An 18,196-nucleotide genomic window follows, 5' to 3' on the forward strand; every position below is an offset into this window, starting at 1 on the left:
CATGGACATGCTGAACAAGGTCCAGGCGATCAACGCCATGAACCTGGACATCCTGGTCGAAGATCTCATGCGCGGCGGCATGCAAAAGGAAGAGGCTGCGGTGGCGGTTGAGCGCTATCGGTCCTTCCTTACCGCTGTGGCCGCCTACCCGACGGAAACCCTCGTCCCGTCGAAGTTGGTGGACAAGGTGTGGCACGCCCACATGCTGCGGCCGCGGGTGTACTTCGAAGACTGCATGGTCGCGCTCGGCCAGATCGTGGACCACACGCCGGGTGTCTACGGCACGCCGGCCTATGACGCCGCCTACGCCATGACGCGCAAGCTCGTCAGCTACGGCCACACGATGCCGGTCGATCCCTATGCGGATCATCCGATGGCCGGTGCCGAATGCTACCGCGAGCCGGGCGAAGGCGACGAGTGGCCGCTGGTGCGAAACCGTGTCCATGCGGCCTGAATGTGGCGGTAGCCCAGACCGCAGGCAGGCGGCCTGGGCGCCTTACCACAGAGCATGATGATGAAGCTGGTGAGCGGGGTGTGGTTGGCGCCGCCCCCGTTCACCGGCTTATTCACTCACTGATGGAGCGAGTGATGCAAACAATCTGCATCCAAAGTCGGATGTTCACAAGGGCGCTCAGGCTTTAGGACGCTTGCGCGCGCCAGGGGCGTCGCCATTCAGCAATTCGATGTCGTTTTCGTGGAAGGTCTTTATGACCGCCTCGACACGATCAACTGAAGCTTTGATTGGCCCGTCAATGGCCTCCCACGCTTTGATCGTGTCCGGAGACACAGGGTAATGCTTGCTGGCGGCTGCGGCCAACTCCGGTTGCTTCCAACGCAATAGTGCGCGCCCGGCGCGGACGTGCTCGCCAAAGAGCCGAAACACCCCATCCCCCATCACTCTACCGAATTAGGTAGAAGGATGCGCGGATAGGTGTTGCCGGTCAACACCCAATGTGTTACCTAATTCGGTATCGACACCTCTAAAACGCCATTAATCAATGCAACTAGGTATCTGCTATGGCGTCAACAAAAGTATGAGTGCCCGATCGCGTCCAACGACCGGGCACTCGACAGCGAAGCCGCTACCAACAGCTTCGCCATGGTCCACACCTTGCCTTGGAAAGCCAATGAAGACCGACCCGGAAAATACCATGATACTCGGAAGCACGCTCGGAGAAAGTGCGCCTGGGGCGCAGCCCCGCGACGTGCACATCCTGAGGGTGTCGCGATCCCCCGCCGATGTTCTTGATCTGCAAGGCCGCTGCGCCATGTTGGCCGAAGCGGGCGGCGACGGGGCTGTCGAGGCCGGTGCGATCAACGACACCTTCGACTGGCTGTTCGGCAGCACCGATATGGACCCGCTGGCCGCCTACGGCGAATCGAGCGTGGAAGGGGAAAGCGAACAATCTGTCGAACAGGCCGTCGCGTCCTTTTCGAACGTGGCGTCCACCAGAGACGTCACCGGCCGGCTGAAGCTTCTGGAAGACGCCTTCGCCACCACCGTCATGACCGGCAACGGGATGATCGCACTGGCGAAGTCGCTGGGCACCAGCCTGAAGCGGGCCGAGACCGAACGGGACGCCTTGCGCAATGAAGCGATGAATCTGTGCGAGGTGGTCAACCGGCTTGTCGGCCAAGCCTGCGCGGCTCATGCGCGAGAGGACGCGCTGCGCGACGTCCTTCGCTTCGAACCGACCGCCTACCCCGCCATGGAAACCGCCGCGGTCGAGTGCGCCAGTAAGCTGTCCATTGATGCTGTCTCATTGCTGGAAGCTTGCGCGGCGATTGCCGCGGCGGCGGTCAACGACGAACAGGCGGGACCGTCCAGCTTTCAGCAGCGCATCCATGATTGGATGCTCGCCTGCTTCGGCGCCGAGATCACCGCCGACAAGCTGGAGCGCAACCACCGCTTCCTGGAGGAGGCGCTGGAGTTGGTGCAGGCGTGCGGCTGCACCCAGGGCGAGGCGCACCAGCTCGTGGACTACGTGTTCGGTCGCGCGGTCGGCGAACCGGCGCAAGAAGTCGGCGGCGTGATGGTGACCCTGGCGGCGCTGTGCCATGCGCAGGGCATCGACATGGCCGAGGCCGGAGAAACCGAGCTGGCCCGGGTGTGGACTAAGGTGGAGGCGATCCGCGCCAAGCAGGCGTCCAAGCCGAAGGGCTCGCCGCTGCCCACCCCCGGCGCTGGGGAGGATCGCTGATGCGCTCCACCATGATCCCTGACATTGGCCTGACTTTCACCGAGGCAGCCCAGCAGATTGCTGACCTCGCTCGGGACGGCCTGCACCATGAATACGCCCCTCTGGAAGACGGGATGCTGGCCGCAGAACCGGTCACGCCGCTCGACGTTCTGGCTGTGCTGGACCGGCTGCTGTGTCCCGAAATCGGGTTGACCGGCGAAGGGCACCGGCATGCTCCAGCGCTTCAGCGCGTGCGTGATGCTCTGGGCACGCTGCTCGCTAGGTCAGAGGACGCCGACCGCGACCAGATCCTCGCAGACGTCCGCCGCTGGCTCGAGCTGGAAGCGACCATCGGCGCCGAAGGTCAAGACGATGCTGACCTGATCGACTCGAGCAACGAGTCCTTCCGGCTGGCCCGCCAGATCGCGGCCTACGACGGGAACCCGACGCTGGGCATGGCCGCCAAGACGGTCTTGCTGTGGGCCACCCACCCCGTCGCCTGCCACCCGGACAGCAAGCCCGGCGTCCTGCCCTTCCCGCCCACGGTGTCGGAAGCCAGAAATGGAGTGGATGCGCTGGTCTTTGGCCTTGTCGCCGACGCTCTGCGGGCGGTGCCGGAGTTGAAGGCCCTGCTGACCGGCGACGTCCCTCTCGCGAACGAATCGGACGACTTCGGCGCGGCCATTGCCAGCCTCGCCGACCGCGCCATCCCTCACACCGCGCCTACGGTCCCCACCGTCATCACCGAAGCCATGGTGGAGGCGGGCGCCAACGCCGCCGGCTGCTCCCCCGACGCCTTCCGGGCCGGGTTCGCGGCGGCGCTCAAGATGATGGAGGCTGCGTGATGTCCATTCTGCAGTTCCACACGGATCGGGGCGCGCCGCGCCCCGTCCACACCGAGATCCACGTCGAGCGCTTAACCCTGCGCGCCGCCGCGGATTGGCAGCAGGACATCGCCGCTGAATGCCGGCGCCGCCGGACCCTCAGCGCCGACCTGTTCGACTGGTTGGAACGCCGCGGCCTGTTCGACCGCTGCACGGTGCTGGCGGCGATGGAGGCGGAAACGCCGCTGCTGTTCCGCCGGATCGGCGCACCGACGGTGAAGGTTCTCGGCATGGGCTGGAGCCGGTCCATGATCGGCCAGCCCGAGGCCGCCGACCCGCATACCGACTACGCCCACCGGATTGGGCTGGAATATGCCGAGGCCATCGGCGCGGGCGAGGCCCTGTTCAACCGGATCGCGGTGTCCGGTGTGGGGCGGCCCTTCGTCTACACCCAAGCGCTGTTCGGGTGGGCCGACCGTGGGCGGCGAGCGGTACTGTCGGCCATCGACGTGCAGACGCTGCATTGATCTGTCAGCGGCCTCCCTCACCAGGAGGGGCCGCCGCAGATACCGAGATCCATATACACGGCGTGGCGGCCCCAGCGCATGAGATGCAGCGGGAGCCGCCCCACGTCGCTCTGATGATAGAGGATGCCGGGCCGCTCCTCCAGCCTGCGCCGACCACCGCCCCGCCCGCTCCACACCGGTACCGTCTCCGGATCGACCAGCCCGACCACCCACTTCGGGTTCCAGCGGGCCAGGGCGACCAGCCGCACCATCTCGCCGAGCCGATGGAACAGCCCGGCACCGCGCCAGTCCGGCCGGGTCCAGCCAGCCACGATCCAGGCCACCGCCCCACGGGTGTCGTGCGCGGCCTCGCTGGCGACGAAGGCCCATTCATCCGCCGGCGCCGAGCCGGGATCGTGCAGAGCCGAAAGGTCCGCCAGCCGGGCGCCGAAGCTGGAGGAGGCGCAGTCGACCAACACCACGGCGTGCGTGGCGACCACCTCCCCTTCGCTGTCGACCAGCCCGAGCCAGAAGGCTGGAGCACTGGCCGGCTTGGGCAGCATCGGGAACCAGCTCTCACGGTGCCGGGCGTTCAGCACCTGCAGATCCGGCCAGGACTCGCACAGGATCGGCGTCACGCCGCGGGCGACCAGCTCACGGGACAAGCGGTCACGCGCGGCGCCCAGCGCCGGGGCGAGCGGCCCGGTGCCCAGCAACAAGGTCTCGACGAGGCGGAAGTCAGGCACGGCTGTGCGTGCCGGGAACATGGCGTTCACGGTTGGTATCCTTTGATTGAACATAGGGGTTGGGTATTCAGACCGACGATCTGCAGACATCAGTTCGCAGGATCGATGCGGTTGCGCACCTCGCCATAACAGACACAAGCGCGAGGCCAGCGCCTACATCGAGGTATTTCCGATAGCCTCTTGGAACGGGCGAGAGAAACGTCTCAACGTCCGCTTGTCGTCTCTTCCATGGAGGACGAAATGGACGCCGCTAATTTGATACGATTTGTCCTGACACACATTCCTTTGATCACCTTTCTACTGGCGATCATCATTCCCACCCTCAGCCGATCTGATCGGACGCCGGAAGGCTATCTGTCCTGGCTGCTGCTGTTGGCCGTTGGTGTCGATGCTCTCTGGGCTGGGCTGTTCCATGTGTTCGCTCCCGAGCGCGCCGCGGCATTCATCGGGTGGACGACAAGCCCGTTTCAGTTCGAGATCGGCGTCGCCGACATAGCGCTGGGCGTCATGGGGGTGCTTGCCTTCCGCAGATCACTCGACTTCAAGGCGGCGGTCGTGACCTACGCATCGCTGTTCTACATCGGCGTGGCGTACGGCCACTTTCATCAGATTTGGGTGGCCGGGAACTATGCGCCTGGGAACGCTGGCATTCTTCTCGTTCTTACCTGCATCCGGCCATTCCTGTTGATCCTGCTCCTCATCGCGGCTCAACGGAAGGCGGCCCCGGCGTTGGCGCTTGGGAGGTAGGAAGTAGCTGGCCGAGCGCTGCTTCGTCGCGCTTCCGAGGTACGCAATCGCGCAGCGCGCCGTAGACCAGCCCGGCCATGCAGAGCAGGTCGGCGGCCAGCCCGAAGGTCGAGCCGGACAGGAAGTCATGCGCGACCCAGCAGGCCCCGGCCAGCAGGAACAGGGCGCGCAGCAGCAGCGCCGACCGGCACCAGCGCGCCGCAGTACCGAGAGCCATCCCAGCCGCTGCACAGGCCGATGGCCAGCCCGCCCAGGTCGAGGCGGCCAACACGGCAAGCGCAGGCAGCGTGGAGATGTAGAGCGCCCGGCACCAGCGCGGACGATCGTCAGGCCAAGCGGTGGCGACCTGCAGGACGGACAGCCCGGAGAGTGCCGCACCGGTGCCAGCCCCGATCAACAGGTAGTGCAGCGCGAACGCCGCGGCGGAGGCGCCCTGCCCGGCCAGCAGCGCGCGGCGACCGGACAGCCAGGGCCAGAGGGCCACCAGGGCGAACCCGGCGCCACCGGCGAGGTCGGAGAGGTGAAGAACGGTCATGGCGCCCCTCACTTCCGCAGCAGCTTGTCCTTGGCCGCGCTGCCGGCGCTGGAGCCGACCCAATAGGACACCACCGCCGACGCCATGGTGGTCAGGGCGCCGAGCATCAGCGTGGCGTTCTGGTCGATCGCGCCGGCCGGCTGGCTCAGCACCCGGTACAGCACGATGCCGAACGTCGCCAGGACGATGGTTGAGACGACGGGCGCGCCCCAGGAGATGCGGCTGCCGGCCTGGGCAAGTTGGACGGTTTGAGCGCGAGCGTCGGCCCGGTCCTCATTGTCCAGCCGCAGCAGCGCCACGACCTGATCGCCCTGCTGGCGGTACAGCTCGGCCAGCTTCGCCGGATCGGTCTGCGCCGCGGCGACGGCGCGTTCGGCTTCCGCTGGGGTGGTGATCGGGATGCCGGTGACCTTCGAGACGACGGACACCGCAGCCTCGCCGACCTTCTGGGCGGTCTCGCCGGTGCCGAGGGCGGCCTTGGCGACCTCGGGCAGAAGCACCGGGGCAAGGGCGGTGAGGATCGGGATGAGCAGTGGCAGCATGATGGGTGCCCCTCCTTCGGGCATGAAAAATGCCGCCTCGGCGGGGGCCGGGCGGCTGGGGTGGATTCGGGTTGTTGGTGGCTGGAACGGCGGTGCACCAGGTGGGTTGATCCGCCATGGACACACGAGCTTCCGCGGCCCGGTTTCAGCGGCTCCTCCAACTTCGGGAGGACGCTTTCAAGCGGGCGCGGTCGTTACAGGAGCAGAGCCGGGAACTGCTCGCGCAAGCCGTACAGGCTCGGCTCGAAGCGCAGGATATCTGCGCCCGAGCAGCGGCGAGGCGGCAAAGGAAAGGTTGAGGTTGCGCTGAAACCAAGCGGCGGGGTGAACGATTGTCAGGATGGCGCGTCAGGCGCATCCTATGAGGGTGTACAGGTCAATGGAGCCCGGCATGCCCAAGCCTCAGTACAGCAGCAGGCTCATGGCCCAGGGGTACCTGACACAGGATCAGATCCTGCTCCTGCTGACGGCTGATCCCGGCACCGGGGAAGTCTACACGCAGAGCGCACACGCCCCCTGCGCGGCGCCGGAGTGGCTCGTGGTGGAGTGCCACGACCGCGGGCTGATCACACCGGGCCACTGTCCGGGCCGGTGGCGGCTCAGCCGTGACGGGTGGGATGCCTGGAACGCGCTGCTGGATTGATGGCGGACATCCCGCCGGCGTTCAGCTCAGCTCATCCGCTGGTGCCGATTCCCCCTCGCTCAGGAGGCCAGCCCCGTCCGTCCGGACAGCAGGGCGGTGATCACCGGGACCAGCGCGGACAAGGAATAAGGCTTGCGCAGGACCACCAGCCGTCCCGGCTCCTCGACAGGAATGTGCTCGCTGAATCCGGTCGAGACGACAACCGGCAAATCGGGGCGCCGCTGCCGGATGAGCCGGATCAGCGCCTCACCGCCCATCACCGGCATGCGCATGTCGGTGAGCAGGAGGTCAGCCGGATCGATGGCGTCAGCCTCGATGGCCGTCAGTCCGTTGTGCGTGACGGTGACCCGAAACCCCTCGGACTCAAGAAAATCGGCCACCACCATGGCAACCAGATCCTCGTCCTCGGCCAGCAGAACATGAGGGGATTCGCGCATCAGCCACCCGCATCAACGAGAATATGACCGCCATTTCTATCCAGATAACAACTCATGCACAGCAGAAAGATTGCATCCTCATGCCTTCCAGCATGAGCTCGGCCGCGCCTCATTGGGGCCATTCACTTCCCGTTGGTGTTACACATCGCCCCGATAAGTCTCCAACGGGTAAGCGCATCATTATCATTCAATCTAGCTACGTGTCCGAGAAAGGTCGCTTTGATATCATCTGCTCGATAGACGGATTTTCCCTGTTCGACTGCGTGTCGTTTGTCCGGTGCGGCTGGCGCAACCGCATCAAGACGGAGCGGGGTGTGCAATGGCTGACAATCCCGACCGAGACCAAGGGATGCTATCAACAGGCCATCCAGGAAACACGGATCGCCGGGTCCTGGGCGGGCGAGCGGTGGAGGGTGATCAGCCGTGCCCCTCATTTCGCCGCGCTCGCTCCCCGACCCAAGGCGTTCTGCGGCGAGTTCGAGCGCGAGGTGATGCTGATGAGCGACATGACGATTCGCTTCAACCGCCCCAAGTTGGCCGGCAACGAACTGGAATACATCCGCGAGTCCCTGGAGCAGGCGCACTTTTCCGGAGACGGAGCGTTCACCAAACGCTGCCAAGCGTGGCTGGAACGGCGACTTGGGGCACCGCAGGCCTTGCTGACCCATTCCTGCACGGCAGCGCTGGAGATGGCCGCCCTTCTGACCAACGTCGGTCCGGGGGATGAGGTCATTATGCCCTCCTACACCTTCGTGTCCACCGCGAACGCCTTCGTGCTGCGCGGAGCGGTGCCTGTCTTCGTGGACATTCGGCCGGACACGCTTAACATCGACGAGCGCTTGATCGAGGCGGCGATCACGCCCCGCACCCGCGCCATCTGCGTGGTGCATTACGCCGGCGTCGCCTGCGATATGGATGCGATCGACGCCATCGCCGCCCGGCATGGTCTGGCGGTGATCGAGGATGCCGCGCAGGCGCTGATGTCTGCGTACCGCGGCCGTCCGCTCGGCACCTTCGGCGCCTTGTCGGCCTTCTCCTTCCACGAGACCAAGAACCTGATCTCCGGCGAGGGAGGCGCCTTGGTCGTCAACGATCCGGATTTGATCGCCCGCGCCGAAATCATCCGCGAGAAGGGCACAAACCGCGCGCGCTTCCTCCGTGGCGAGGTCAACAAGTACACCTGGGAGGACATCGGTTCGTCCTATCTTCCCTCCGACATGCTGGCGGCGTTTCTTCTCGCTCAATTCGAGAATGCCGAGCGGCTGGACGAGGAGCGCCATGCCTTGTGGAACGCCTACCATGAGGCTCTGGCACCGCTGGAGGAACGCGGCCTGTTGCGCCGTCCGCTAATCCCGGCCGAGTGTCGGCACAATGCACATCTGTATTACGTCCTGGCGCGCACGGCCCGTGAGCGCAATGCGTTGATCGCCCACCTGCGGACGAACGGCATTCAGGCGCCGTTTCATTACGTGCCGCTACATACCGCGCCGGCAGGAAGGCGTTTTTCCTGCGCTGCAGGGGAATTGCCCATTACGGTCGATCTCTCCGCAAGGCTGCTGCGTCTTCCGATGTGGTACGGGTTGGGTGATAGAGTCTGGCAGGTGGTCGAAGCCGTGCAGGATTTCTTCCGCACGGCCCACTCGAGAGCGGCGGCAACAACAGGCTATGCTGCCTCAAGGGCGTCGGCGCGTAATTTGGCTTGGGTGCCAAGCACATCCGGCGAGGTTCATACCAACGCCACCTGAGGCGTTGCACAGTTGGAAAATGATGGAAGCGATCATTTTCCAACCGTATCAACCGTGACGACTGGGGTGCCTTGAACGCGCTGCTGAATTGATCGCGGCTACAGCTGCTCTCTGGCCCGCGTCAGGAAAGCCTGACAGCGCGCCATCTCATCGCGCAGCCATTCCCGGTAACCGGGGGTGCCCTGTGCCGGTGGATCTGCCGGCTGGATGTGGCAACCCCGCCGACCGCAGCCGCCGCAACGCGCCTTGCGGGCCAGCATGCAGAGATCGGTGGCCGGATCGAACTTCGCGAGCAGCATCTTCATGTCCCGGAAGCTGTGCCGCCGGCAGATCGGGCACCAGAACTCCAACTGCGTGACGCCTCGCTTCGCCAGGGTGCCCAGGGCGTTCATCCTGTACGACGGTTCGTGTTTCGGTGGGTGGTTCGGTTCCGGCATAGGAGAACGTTACGAGAACATTCCTAGGCGGTCAATGGGGCGAATGGTGGGTGGCGGCGATCCCGCTGCCGGCCCCAGCGGGGAGACCTGCGTTTTATGTGACATCCATCACATGTTTTCCGGCCCCGACTCCGCGACGCTACATACTCGAGAATGCAACATGCAGCGGTGAACGTGCCATGTCATCGAAGAAGCCGAGGAACGTAATGATCGCCGGGCGCCGCACCAGCATGCGGTTGGAGCCGGCCTTCTGGGACGCCCTGACCGAGATCGCGCAGAGGGAAGGGCTGACAGTGAGCGAACTGTGCACCCGCCTCGCCGAACGCGTGGAGGCGCTGGACACCAACAGCCTGTCCAGCGCCGTGCGGGTCTACGTGATGGGGTATTTCAGGGCGGCCACGCCCATGCGGGAAGAGGCTCGCTGGGAGCTGGCCGTGGCGGCGGAGTGACGGGCCGGAAGGCGGGTTGGCGCTGGTCAGGCAGAAAGGTCGGTCAGGCTGTTGACCTTCTCGGTAAACCAGCTGGCCAAGCACCGCTTCGAGCAAAATGAGGCTTCGGCTTGAGCATTCCGCTGCGGCAGGCCGTCCAGCAGATCGACCGAGGCCGATCCGGTCAGCTTCTCCAGATCGTGGTCGTGGTAGCCGATGTCGGCGGAGAGCGTCACGGGGAGTTCGCCGTCAGCGATCATCACGGCGCGGCCCGGCGCCTCCACCTTCATGGCGGCGACGTTCAGCGCGTAGGACTTGCGGTCCAGAGGCTTGCGGCAGTGGTGGCAGGTCATGGTGCGGCCCGAGCGGATGAAGTAGTGGCAGACCTTGGCGGCCCGCCCGCTGTTCGGCGCGAACCGCAGGGTGTGATTCACCGAGGGGCTGAAGGTCGGCGCCGCGGCGTTCCCGTCCCAGGTCCACCGGACACCGTTGCGGAACGGGTTGTCCACGGCGATCTGGAGCATCGCATTGCAGCCGGGGCACCAGTGTTCGTGCAGGGCCAGCTCGCCGTACTGCCGACGGACCAGCTTCGGGCTGAGGAGTTCGGTCATGGGAGGCTCCGGAAAAGGAAAAGCCGCCGGGCGGGATGCCGGGCGGCTTGCTAGGGCGGAAACATTATTGCCTGCTTGCAGTCTGCGCTCTTAGCATTTTTCCTGCCGGCCCGCCGTCACAGGAAGAACATGCAACTGGCCTGTGTTGCGACTCCATGATTTTAAGCAAACTATTAATAGATGCGCTGAGATTTATAGACTCTGCACGCTCCCACATACGCGTAAATTCTGCCCTAAACGGATTATAAAGAGCTGAAGGATCAGGAGTTCTATCAAAGCTATAAGCAGGGGTATTATCAACATGCTTACCATACTCATAATGCTGAAGCCAAAGCCTATCGCTTGAAAATATCATCTTCCATACCGGTGGCCAATCGAATAAACGAACCTCTATATCAGAACCTCTATTCTTAAGCTTTTTGCAAAATGATAAAGTTTTCACAAGTTCATTTCTATAATCATTAACGTCAACTTCCACGTTTGCAGCCCTCATCTCAATTGCTTCTGAGTAAGGGTATACAAGAAGAATTTTTACACTTTTCCCAAAGTTATTAATAACATCATGAAGTGGCGATGATGGAGAACCAAAAGTCGCCCATCCATTTGCGCCGGAGATAAGAATCGCGTTGTTGTTTACGTCATTTAGATGGTGAGCGCAGTCGTCCCAGCTTTCCTTCTTTTCTTGCTCAGTATTTCTAGGAAGAAAAGCCCGAATACCGACGCGACGGACCAGAATACGCCTTTTCATTGAACGCTTAATAAATGGATAGCCATGGGTAACAATGGCCCAGACCCCCATAATTCCTGCAGAAGTCCAAAGAAAACGGTCCCAGTGTATTGCTACATATACGCGCGCCCACTCCCAGAAAGACGCCCAAATTTGAGCGCCCATCTTGTCGACGCCGTCAATTTCCGTTTGGAATATTGTGTTGTATATAGCCACACCTACGCCTGGCACGAACGGGCCAAGCGTGGCGACCAAGAACACTGAAACGTATCTGAGAATTTTCGAAAGAGCGGGCATAAAAAATGCCTACCAGATGGCAGGCCGATATTCAACGGGTTGTTTATCTAATTTTTCACAATCGCTTTTGTTTGCGCCCTGGGTTCTCATCCATGATAATTGCGCGCGGAGCGAGCCGCTGCTCAACCAACTTATCGATCTTGCTAATGATGGTGCCGCCCGCTCCAACCTGAGCCGCAACTCCAAGAGCGATAATTACCGCCGCTGGAATCGATAACAGCACGGTTAATGTGGTTTCCATACGCACACCTCACTTGACAGGCGCGGTCTTATGTAACCTGCCGCTCCTGATGTCAAGTACCGTACACCCGATTACGCGTATCGTCATCGGGATTTTAGTCATAAAATGGTGCCGGACCGATATATATTTTTTCACGGTATGCCTTACCCATCTTATGGGTGGGCTAATGAGTGCAATTTCCTCATTCAGCACCAGATGCCTCTGTTCGTTCGTGGGCGTTGGGACGGAGTTACCTGACCATTACGGAAGGCAATGATTTTACAGATTAATTTTCTAGGAACCTCCCTCACACCAGCCCCAGCGCGATCGCCGTCCGCGTGTCCACCCGCCCGGTGACCGGCAGCCGATGCACGGCCTGGACCTGCTCGACCGCGTTGGCCGTCCGCCGGCCGAAGTCGCCATCCTCCACGATGGACGGGAAGCCGCAGCGCTGGAGCGCCCGCTGCAGGGCCGCCACGTCCGGCCCGACGTCCCCGATCCCCAGCACGCCGTCGCCCGCGGCGCCGCGAACCCGCTGATAGGCGGCGGCCAGCTTCTCGTCATAGGCGTTCTCCCGGAAGGCCGTCCCGTTGTACCCGCGGGCGAAGTCGCTCCAGCGCTTGCCCCGCAGAGCCGGCAGCAGCCCGCACGCCGTGACGAAGGCGTTGAAGGCGGCAAGCTGGGCGGCGGCGCTGTCCGCCATGGCCCGTACGAAGCTCTCGACGTCGCCGAAGCCGCACATGGCGTGGTTGCTGCCCAGGATCTGCGGCATACCCCAGGACGCCGCCTTCAGAGCGACCGCCGGCCCAATGGCGCGGTGCTGGCAGGCCCGGTTGAGCCGGTCGTATTCGCCGGCCGCCGTGCTGGAGTAAAGGCCACGATCCCAGCTTCGTTCCGCCAGACCAGGCACAGTCACGCCCCCATTGAGGCGGTAGGCGATGTGGGCCTCGAACAGGATCGGCATGCGGCCGTCGGGCCGGTAAGCGCTGCGGCCGCCGGTCTCCACGATCAGAACGGCGCGATAGGCCGCCTCCTCGACACCGAGGGCGGCAGCAGCGGTGGCGATGTCGGTGGGGCCGAGCGGGCGCGCGGCGCCGACGACGGTGGGCAGGCGCACGGCTTCAGCCGCGCCGGAGGGCGTGGTGGTCATGAGTTACTTCCTCTTTGGAATTGTTTTAAAGAGCAGCCGCGTTTAGGGTCCCGCGATCTGCTATCCACGGCAGAAATTAGCTGAACCTTGGCGGCTCTCTGGGGCCGCCATTCTTTTTCCCAGCGCCGATCCCCTACCGAGGGGAGGTTCAGCCAGCGGACCGCCGCACCGGCGGCCCAAGCTGCTGGAAGCCGGAGCACATGCCCCGGCGCGCGTTGACGAGGAGGTGCGCCAGCAGCAGGAGGGCATCGTCCTTGCTGCCCTCGCAGTCGGCCAGGGCCTGCGTGGCGACCTGCTGGTCCGTCTCGTTCACTTTTGCCATGGCCGCTCTCCCGGCACCTGCCGCGCTGTGGGCTTCGTGCCGGCCGGCGCCCCGCGGGCTTCCGCTTCAGCGACCGCGGCCTCCTCGACCAGCCGCTGGTTCGTCGCCATCAGGTTCTCGTTCTCCTGCTGGACCCGCACCAGCGCATTCCGGGCGTCATCCCGTTCCGACCGGGCCGATGCCAAATGCTCGTTGGAAAGCCGCAGTTCGGTTTCGAGCTGCAGCTTCACCATCACCGCTTGGTTCCGCTCGTGGGCCATCGAGGCGATGTCGGTCATTGCCTTGTCCAACCGATGACGGAGGTCGTCGCGAAGCTCCGCCTCCATCTTGGCAGCACGATCATGGCGGCCGAAGTAGACCAGCGCTCGCCAAAGCACAGCCGCCCCGAGGGCGCCCGTTCCGAGATAGCTGAGGGCGTTGTTCAATAGACCGCCGTCAGCGGCGGACGATGGATCGGGCATGGGACCTCCTGCGGCCCGGCGCGGTGGCGCGGGCATAGAAAAGGCCGCTCGCGGCGGCCGGAATCGTGGACGGGGTTGGGAGTCTTGTCGCGGGCGGTCAGGCCCGGAGGTGGGTGCAGGCTTGGAATACCTGGACGGGCGTCTCAGCCGCTTTGACGGCCTCCACCGCGGCGCGGCGCTTGCCCTCCAGGTCGGCGTTCGTCGCCGTCCAAGCCGTGGCAGTTGCGCGGACCAGCGCGGCCACGTTGTCCAGAGTGAGACCGGTGGCGGCGGCTTCCGCCTCCAAGTAGGGGAACGGGCCGCTTTCCCCCGCCGCGTGCTGGGCCGCCTCGCCCTGCTTTTCGAGATACGTTGCCGACTGCCCCACCGTCACGGTTATGTGCTGGGCGCGCAGCTCGCCGACGCGGGCGTTGATCAGGTCCACTGCGGCGGCCTTCAGGTCGGCCAGCGGCACCACGGGCGTGGCGGGCGGCTCTGGGATCACCTCGCGTTCGGCGATGACGTTGCCCAGCGCATCGAGATCCCGGAGGATAATCGGTCGGGCCGGCGGAAGCGCGGCGACGGCGAGCGCCCGGACCTCTGCATTCCCGGCCAGCACCGCCTCGATCTCCTCCGGCGTGGCGGCGAAGACGTCCAGCGGCGGCGAAGGGCAGCGCGGGCCGAACACCGCGGGCACCAGTTCGTCACCGGTCAGCGGGTCCAGCACCGCCGGCTGAACCTCAACCCAGGCCCACCGATACAGCAGGCGCCCGCCCTTGTAGTTGTCAGGCATCTGGTCAGGCTGCATAGCTGGTCTCCTCCGACAGGCGGGTGATGATGAAGGTGGCCTCCCAGCGGATGCGCTTGCCGGACACCCCGGTCACGCGGGCGGCGACCCAATCGCCGACAATGGCCAGGGTGGCGTCGGCGCCGCCGGTGACCTCAGTGTCCGTCCCTACCGGCTGGACCGCCCCCTGGAGCGTGATGGCGCCTCCCGCGTCCCTGTAGTAGGTCGCCCGCCTGACGTAGGTCAGCCGCTCCGTGTCCGCAGCTCCAGTGACCCTGCCGATGATCCGGGCCTCCACCAGCACGGTTTCCCGCTCGCAGACCGGGACGCGCGGCGCCAAGTCAAGCGCCGCACCATCGGTGGTGAGTCCGCGGGCGATAAAGCCGGCGCCAACCGGTCGCGGGCCGCCCACGGCGATGGCCTCCTTACCTCCCAGCGCGTCCCCTACGAAGCCGACCTCAGCCGCCGTGCCGATCAGCAGCGAACCGCCCCGCAAGGCGACCGACCGCACGGTGTCGGACGAGGTGGCCGCCAAGACGGCTTCGTCGTAGTAGGACACCCTGCGCAGCCTCGAAAAGACCGACACACCGTCGCCAGTGCCGACAGCCAGCCGGCCCGTCAGCGGGTCGCGGTCCAGTGAGGACACAGCGGAGCTTGCGCCGCCCAGCAGGCACTTGGCCCCGGCCTGGAACAGCGGCGCCTCGTCGGCGTACATGCGGCGGATTTGCGCGGGGGTGGGGGCGAAGCCCCCCCATGCGCAGCAGGGCAAGCGTCCCATCTGTCGAGAACCCACCGACCGGCTCCTTCCCGACGGTCAGCGCGCCGGCTGCGTTCGTCAAATCCGTCGTGTTCGTGCCACTGCCGCCGAGCACACCATTGGTCCACACCTCTACGACGCCGTTGCGTCGCAGAATGTCCACCTTCACAAAATCAGAGCCGTCAAGCCGCGTCCCGCCAAAGACCTCGCCACCCCAGCCTCCCAAGCTGTTGCTGAAGGCTGCATCCGGCCCGTTGGTCGTGGAGATCACCCGCAAGGCGGCGCCGGACCCATCGGGGGCGGCCGTACTGAGGATGGTCGTGCCAGTCGTGGCCCCCTTGCACCAAAAACTGACGTAGAAGTCCCCTGCCCCGAAAGGCATGTCGGCATCATGGGGACGCTGAAGATAATTGCTTGCGAGGAATCCAGACCACGCCACGACGTCAGCACCCGTCGCGACCGGGTTGCGCTGGAGCGTGCCGTTGACGATCAGCCCCTTGCCCTTGTAGCTGCGATCCGGGGCGGCGAGATTGCATGAAATATTGTCGAATTCGACGTACGCGCCAGCCGCCGACTGCTGCACAAACACCCACACTGCCGTCGTCATCGACGTAGCGGTGAACTGCACAAGCCGACCCGACACGCCCCCCGCCGATACATAAGACTCAGCCAGGAGCAGCCCCAGATAGCCGTCCTGCCTCACCTGGACGGACGCCACAGCCCCAGCGTAACCGCTTGCGTCCACGTCGATCCTAAGCAGATATGTGCGGCCAGCTACTGTCGGCAGCACCTGATACGCTCCGGCGTTGGCTGTGCCAGATGACATACAGCGCAGCCGGCCCGATATCACCGACAAAGACGCGCCATTGACTGCCGTCCAACCCGCCGTGCCTCCGGCGAAATCGCCGTTCGTGATCAGTTCGCCCGACCCGGTGATGCTGCCCGTCGCCGCATCGCAGAGCGTGGCAAGCCTGATATCGCCCGGCATCCAGCCGGTTGCATAGCCGGGCGTGACATAGGCCACCATGCCGGAAGCATCGTTGCCGTAATCTTTGGCGAGGAAAGTCACCCCACCGCCATTCCGCCCACCGATTGCGCCGTCGCCCATGATGTAGGCCGCGTTGGCGCTGAAGTTGATGGGCAGACCGCCGTAGGTCGTGCGGTAGGCGCCGAAGCGCTGGACCACGGTCGGCGTGCCCGTCGAGTACGGCAGCGCGACTTCCACCGCGTCGAAGCCGAGCTGCTCGCACATCACGGTCGCGCGCTCGGTGAGGTAGACGCTGGCGCAGTTGGAGAGGCCTGTGGCCGTCGCAACCGTGCCGTTCGGGTGGATAACGGCAACCGTGCCGCCCGCCCCGCAGGCTACTGCCACAGTTGGGATCGGCAGCCCCGCCGCATCCAGAGGAGCGCCAGGGTACACACGGGCGTGCACGCTGTTGATCGCTGTCGCCGGCAGAGCGGCAGAAGCAATGACGCCTCCCTCGCTCAGCACCGTGTTGCGCTGCGCAAAGGTACCGAGCCTCCGCCGCCGCCCTCCGTTGTCGTACCGCTCGCACCAGTCGCCAGTCAGGCTGACCACATGCAGACCCATGCCGGTACCGAAATACATATACCCGTTGAGCGCGAAGACGCAGGTGATCGGCGCGGAGGAGCCGCACAGGACGAGACCATTGCCGGTCGGATTGGATGCCCTCCAGAGGCGGGGAACGCCAGTGACCGGGTCGAGGTCCAGCGCATCGTGCAGATACCACTGCTCCTTCAGGGCAGAGATTGCCACCACTGCGGGAACGTCGCGCTTCACACCGGTATAGGTGCCCTGGGTCTCATGCCAGTAGGACAGGTGGGAGCACCGGCCCGGCTCGTTCCAGCGAGTCCCATCCGGCAGTCGGTCGTCCCGCCTCGTGTCGTAGACGAAGGTCTGCACGACATTCGCGGTGGACAGAAGCACTTTGTCCACGCTGGGGAAGGCGAGTGCGGTGGTGCTGCCCATGGTGATCTGCGCGACAAGGGCCTGACACAGTTGCAGGATGGTCGCCACCGATGCCTGGGCGGCGAGGTAATTCGCCTGCGACAGATAGACGGCCATGTCGTCCAGTCCCTGGGCGATCAGCCCAAGCGCCTTCGGAAAGTTGGCCTCCATACCGCCAGGACCGTCCAGGCCGCCGGCATTGGTGCTGGGATTGTAAACGTCGCCGTTGATGGCGCGCAGGTCGCTTGCAGTGGTCACGTCGTGATCTCCTCAAGTGAGGTCGTGGAGGAGGTGTAGGAGGAGGCAAACCACCTGTTTGCGTGGTCGCCGCGCCGCTGAAAGAGGCCGCCGTAGCGGAAGCAGGCCGCCGGATCGTCGATGTTGGGGAGCCAGACCACCGGCTTCGAGTAGTCCACACGCCGGGCCAAGTCGAACAGGCTGTCGCGGATCTGCCGACCGTTGACCTGCCGGGGGATGGTCACGGTGCGGTACCCGGTGCCCGGCTCGACCGACACCCCACCGCCGGGGAAGCGCGTCACCTCGTCGGTCGAGACATAGCCGTCCTCGGCGTCCAGAGAGCGCCAAAACTGAAGGCTGTCGCTGAGCCAGCCATAGCCCAGGCTGTAGGCGTCCGCGTCGCTCCCGTCCGGCTGGTAGGCGGCCCCGTAGAAGGTCCAGCGGCAGGAACCGACCCGGCAGAGGGGAAAGGTGACGTGAAGGTTGGTCGGGTAGAGCTGATAGTCCTCCGCCGGCAAGTCGCCGCGAAATAGGTTGCTGTCGCCCCACCGAAGCTGCCGCCAATCCAGAAGGGACGGCACCACCGCCCTATCCCGGCCCGTGGTGGGATTCCTCGTGTCAAACAGGAGGCCGGTGAAGGCGGACGTGGCGTAAAGCTCCAGCCGGTACCGGGCGGCCTGTCGAAAGTTGGTGCGGAAGAAACCTGCGTAGGTGCAGGCGTAGCGCTCCGTGAACGCCGCCTGGATCACCACGGGATTGGCCGCGGTCCCGAGCCGTGACGACACCGCCGCGGTCAGCAGGGGCAGCGACTGGCAGGACGCGAGCGGGCTGTTTGCTGCCCAATCGGCATTGCTGGTCAGCGTCGCAGCCGGAAACCGGTTGCGATCTGCAAGGAGTCCAAAGCCCATC

The 18,196-nt window shown here is 64.6% G+C and carries 24 protein-coding genes; 8 read left to right on the plus strand and 16 right to left on the minus strand.

The annotated features are described in order from the left end of the window. Position 1: 1 nt before the first annotated feature. Positions 2 to 454: a glycine-rich domain-containing protein-like gene (locus H1Q64_RS18050; RefSeq protein ID WP_237904973.1), complete on the plus strand. Its 453-nt coding sequence runs from the start codon at positions 2 to 4 to the stop codon at positions 452 to 454. Positions 455 to 631: 177 nt separating this feature from the next. Here the strand turns inward: H1Q64_RS18050 and H1Q64_RS18055 are convergent, their stop codons facing one another. Further along, positions 632 to 817, minus strand: a complete 186-nt coding sequence (locus H1Q64_RS18055) for a hypothetical protein (protein ID WP_237904974.1) — start codon at positions 815 to 817, stop codon at positions 632 to 634. Positions 818 to 1,127: 310 nt separating this feature from the next. Here H1Q64_RS18055 and H1Q64_RS18060 point away from each other — a divergent pair, with 310 nt between their 5' ends. From H1Q64_RS18060 to H1Q64_RS18070, 3 genes are read left to right on the plus strand one after another with little or no spacing between them, the layout of a single operon-like run. Beyond that, positions 1,128 to 2,201, plus strand: a complete 1,074-nt coding sequence (locus H1Q64_RS18060; protein ID WP_237904975.1) for a hypothetical protein — start codon at positions 1,128 to 1,130, stop codon at positions 2,199 to 2,201. Further along, complete coding sequence (locus H1Q64_RS18065) at positions 2,201 to 3,025, plus strand: hypothetical protein (protein WP_237904976.1); 825 nt, start codon at positions 2,201 to 2,203, stop codon at positions 3,023 to 3,025. The genes H1Q64_RS18060 and H1Q64_RS18065 overlap by 1 nt, the downstream gene beginning before the upstream one ends. Continuing rightward, a complete protein-coding gene (locus tag H1Q64_RS18070; RefSeq protein ID WP_237904977.1) occupies positions 3,025 to 3,531 on the plus strand; it encodes a hypothetical protein in 507 nt (168 codons plus the stop codon). The genes H1Q64_RS18065 and H1Q64_RS18070 overlap by 1 nt, the downstream gene beginning before the upstream one ends. Before the next feature lie 17 nt (positions 3,532 to 3,548). Here the strand turns inward: H1Q64_RS18070 and H1Q64_RS18075 are convergent, their stop codons facing one another. After that, positions 3,549 to 4,277: a hypothetical protein gene (locus H1Q64_RS18075; RefSeq protein ID WP_237906459.1), complete on the minus strand. Its 729-nt coding sequence runs from the start codon at positions 4,275 to 4,277 to the stop codon at positions 3,549 to 3,551. Positions 4,278 to 4,496: 219 nt separating this feature from the next. Here H1Q64_RS18075 and H1Q64_RS18080 point away from each other — a divergent pair, with 219 nt between their 5' ends. After that, complete coding sequence (locus H1Q64_RS18080) at positions 4,497 to 5,003, plus strand: DUF6790 family protein (RefSeq protein WP_237904978.1); 507 nt, start codon at positions 4,497 to 4,499, stop codon at positions 5,001 to 5,003. On the opposite strand, the gene H1Q64_RS18085 is transcribed toward H1Q64_RS18080, so the two are convergent. Then, positions 4,954 to 5,538, minus strand: coding sequence for a YgjV family protein (locus H1Q64_RS18085; protein WP_237904979.1), 585 nt, complete (start codon positions 5,536 to 5,538; stop codon positions 4,954 to 4,956). The two genes, H1Q64_RS18080 and H1Q64_RS18085, sit on opposite strands and share 50 nt — an antisense overlap. An 8-nt stretch (positions 5,539 to 5,546) precedes the next feature. After that, positions 5,547 to 6,080, minus strand: a complete 534-nt coding sequence (locus H1Q64_RS18090; RefSeq protein WP_237904980.1) for a hypothetical protein — start codon at positions 6,078 to 6,080, stop codon at positions 5,547 to 5,549. A 391-nt stretch (positions 6,081 to 6,471) separates the two neighbouring features. Between H1Q64_RS18090 and H1Q64_RS18095 the strand changes: the two genes are divergently transcribed. Beyond that, the gene (locus H1Q64_RS18095) at positions 6,472 to 6,723 is read left to right on the plus strand and encodes a hypothetical protein (RefSeq protein ID WP_237904981.1); all 252 of its coding nucleotides are present in this window, start codon (positions 6,472 to 6,474) and stop codon (positions 6,721 to 6,723) included. Between the two features lie 59 nt (positions 6,724 to 6,782). Here the strand turns inward: H1Q64_RS18095 and H1Q64_RS18100 are convergent, their stop codons facing one another. Continuing rightward, entirely contained in the window at positions 6,783 to 7,160 is a 378-nt protein-coding gene (locus H1Q64_RS18100) for a response regulator (protein WP_237904982.1), read from the minus strand. A 92-nt stretch (positions 7,161 to 7,252) separates the two neighbouring features. Here H1Q64_RS18100 and rffA point away from each other — a divergent pair, with 92 nt between their 5' ends. Continuing rightward, positions 7,253 to 8,905: a dTDP-4-amino-4,6-dideoxygalactose transaminase gene (gene rffA / locus H1Q64_RS18105; protein WP_237906460.1), complete on the plus strand. Its 1,653-nt coding sequence runs from the start codon at positions 7,253 to 7,255 to the stop codon at positions 8,903 to 8,905. A 98-nt stretch (positions 8,906 to 9,003) separates the two neighbouring features. Here rffA and H1Q64_RS18110 read toward each other — a convergent pair whose 3' ends face one another. Beyond that, a complete protein-coding gene (locus tag H1Q64_RS18110) occupies positions 9,004 to 9,297 on the minus strand; it encodes a hypothetical protein (RefSeq protein ID WP_237904983.1) in 294 nt (97 codons plus the stop codon). A 224-nt stretch (positions 9,298 to 9,521) separates the two neighbouring features. Here H1Q64_RS18110 and H1Q64_RS18115 point away from each other — a divergent pair, with 224 nt between their 5' ends. After that, the gene (locus H1Q64_RS18115) at positions 9,522 to 9,791 is read left to right on the plus strand and encodes a ribbon-helix-helix domain-containing protein (protein WP_237904984.1); all 270 of its coding nucleotides are present in this window, start codon (positions 9,522 to 9,524) and stop codon (positions 9,789 to 9,791) included. 26 nt (positions 9,792 to 9,817) lie between these two features. On the opposite strand, the gene H1Q64_RS18120 is transcribed toward H1Q64_RS18115, so the two are convergent. From H1Q64_RS18120 to H1Q64_RS18165, 10 genes are all read right to left on the minus strand, one after another. Next, entirely contained in the window at positions 9,818 to 10,381 is a 564-nt protein-coding gene (locus H1Q64_RS18120) for a DUF6527 family protein (protein WP_237904985.1), read from the minus strand. A gap of 64 nt (positions 10,382 to 10,445) precedes the next feature. Beyond that, positions 10,446 to 11,405 carry a hypothetical protein gene (locus H1Q64_RS18125; RefSeq protein ID WP_237904986.1) on the minus strand — a complete coding sequence of 320 codons (960 nt, stop codon included), beginning with the start codon at positions 11,403 to 11,405 and terminating at the stop codon, positions 10,446 to 10,448. Between the two features lie 55 nt (positions 11,406 to 11,460). After that, complete coding sequence (locus H1Q64_RS18130) at positions 11,461 to 11,646, minus strand: hypothetical protein (RefSeq protein ID WP_237904987.1); 186 nt, start codon at positions 11,644 to 11,646, stop codon at positions 11,461 to 11,463. A 286-nt stretch (positions 11,647 to 11,932) separates the two neighbouring features. Continuing rightward, positions 11,933 to 12,775, minus strand: a complete 843-nt coding sequence (locus H1Q64_RS18135; RefSeq protein ID WP_237904988.1) for an N-acetylmuramidase domain-containing protein — start codon at positions 12,773 to 12,775, stop codon at positions 11,933 to 11,935. Between the two features lie 148 nt (positions 12,776 to 12,923). Further along, entirely contained in the window at positions 12,924 to 13,097 is a 174-nt protein-coding gene (locus H1Q64_RS18140; protein ID WP_237904989.1) for a hypothetical protein, read from the minus strand. After that, entirely contained in the window at positions 13,085 to 13,558 is a 474-nt protein-coding gene (locus H1Q64_RS18145) for a hypothetical protein (protein WP_237904990.1), read from the minus strand. Before H1Q64_RS18145 ends, H1Q64_RS18140 begins: the two co-directional genes overlap by 13 nt. A 97-nt stretch (positions 13,559 to 13,655) precedes the next feature. Beyond that, entirely contained in the window at positions 13,656 to 14,345 is a 690-nt protein-coding gene (locus tag H1Q64_RS18150) for a hypothetical protein (RefSeq protein WP_237904991.1), read from the minus strand. Next, complete coding sequence (locus tag H1Q64_RS18155) at positions 14,335 to 14,859, minus strand: hypothetical protein (RefSeq protein WP_237904992.1); 525 nt, start codon at positions 14,857 to 14,859, stop codon at positions 14,335 to 14,337. Before H1Q64_RS18155 ends, H1Q64_RS18150 begins: the two co-directional genes overlap by 11 nt. Then, on the minus strand, positions 14,783 to 17,308 hold the full coding sequence (locus H1Q64_RS18160; RefSeq protein WP_237904993.1) for a hypothetical protein: 2,526 nt from the start codon (positions 17,306 to 17,308) through the stop codon (positions 14,783 to 14,785). The genes H1Q64_RS18155 and H1Q64_RS18160 overlap by 77 nt, the downstream gene beginning before the upstream one ends. Beyond that, on the minus strand, positions 17,305 to 18,195 hold the full coding sequence (locus H1Q64_RS18165; RefSeq protein ID WP_237904994.1) for a hypothetical protein: 891 nt from the start codon (positions 18,193 to 18,195) through the stop codon (positions 17,305 to 17,307). The genes H1Q64_RS18160 and H1Q64_RS18165 overlap by 4 nt, the downstream gene beginning before the upstream one ends. Between the last annotated feature and the right edge of the window lies 1 nt (position 18,196).

The sequence above is a fragment of the Azospirillum brasilense genome (assembly GCF_022023855.1).
Lineage (GTDB): Bacteria > Pseudomonadota > Alphaproteobacteria > Azospirillales > Azospirillaceae > Azospirillum > Azospirillum brasilense_F.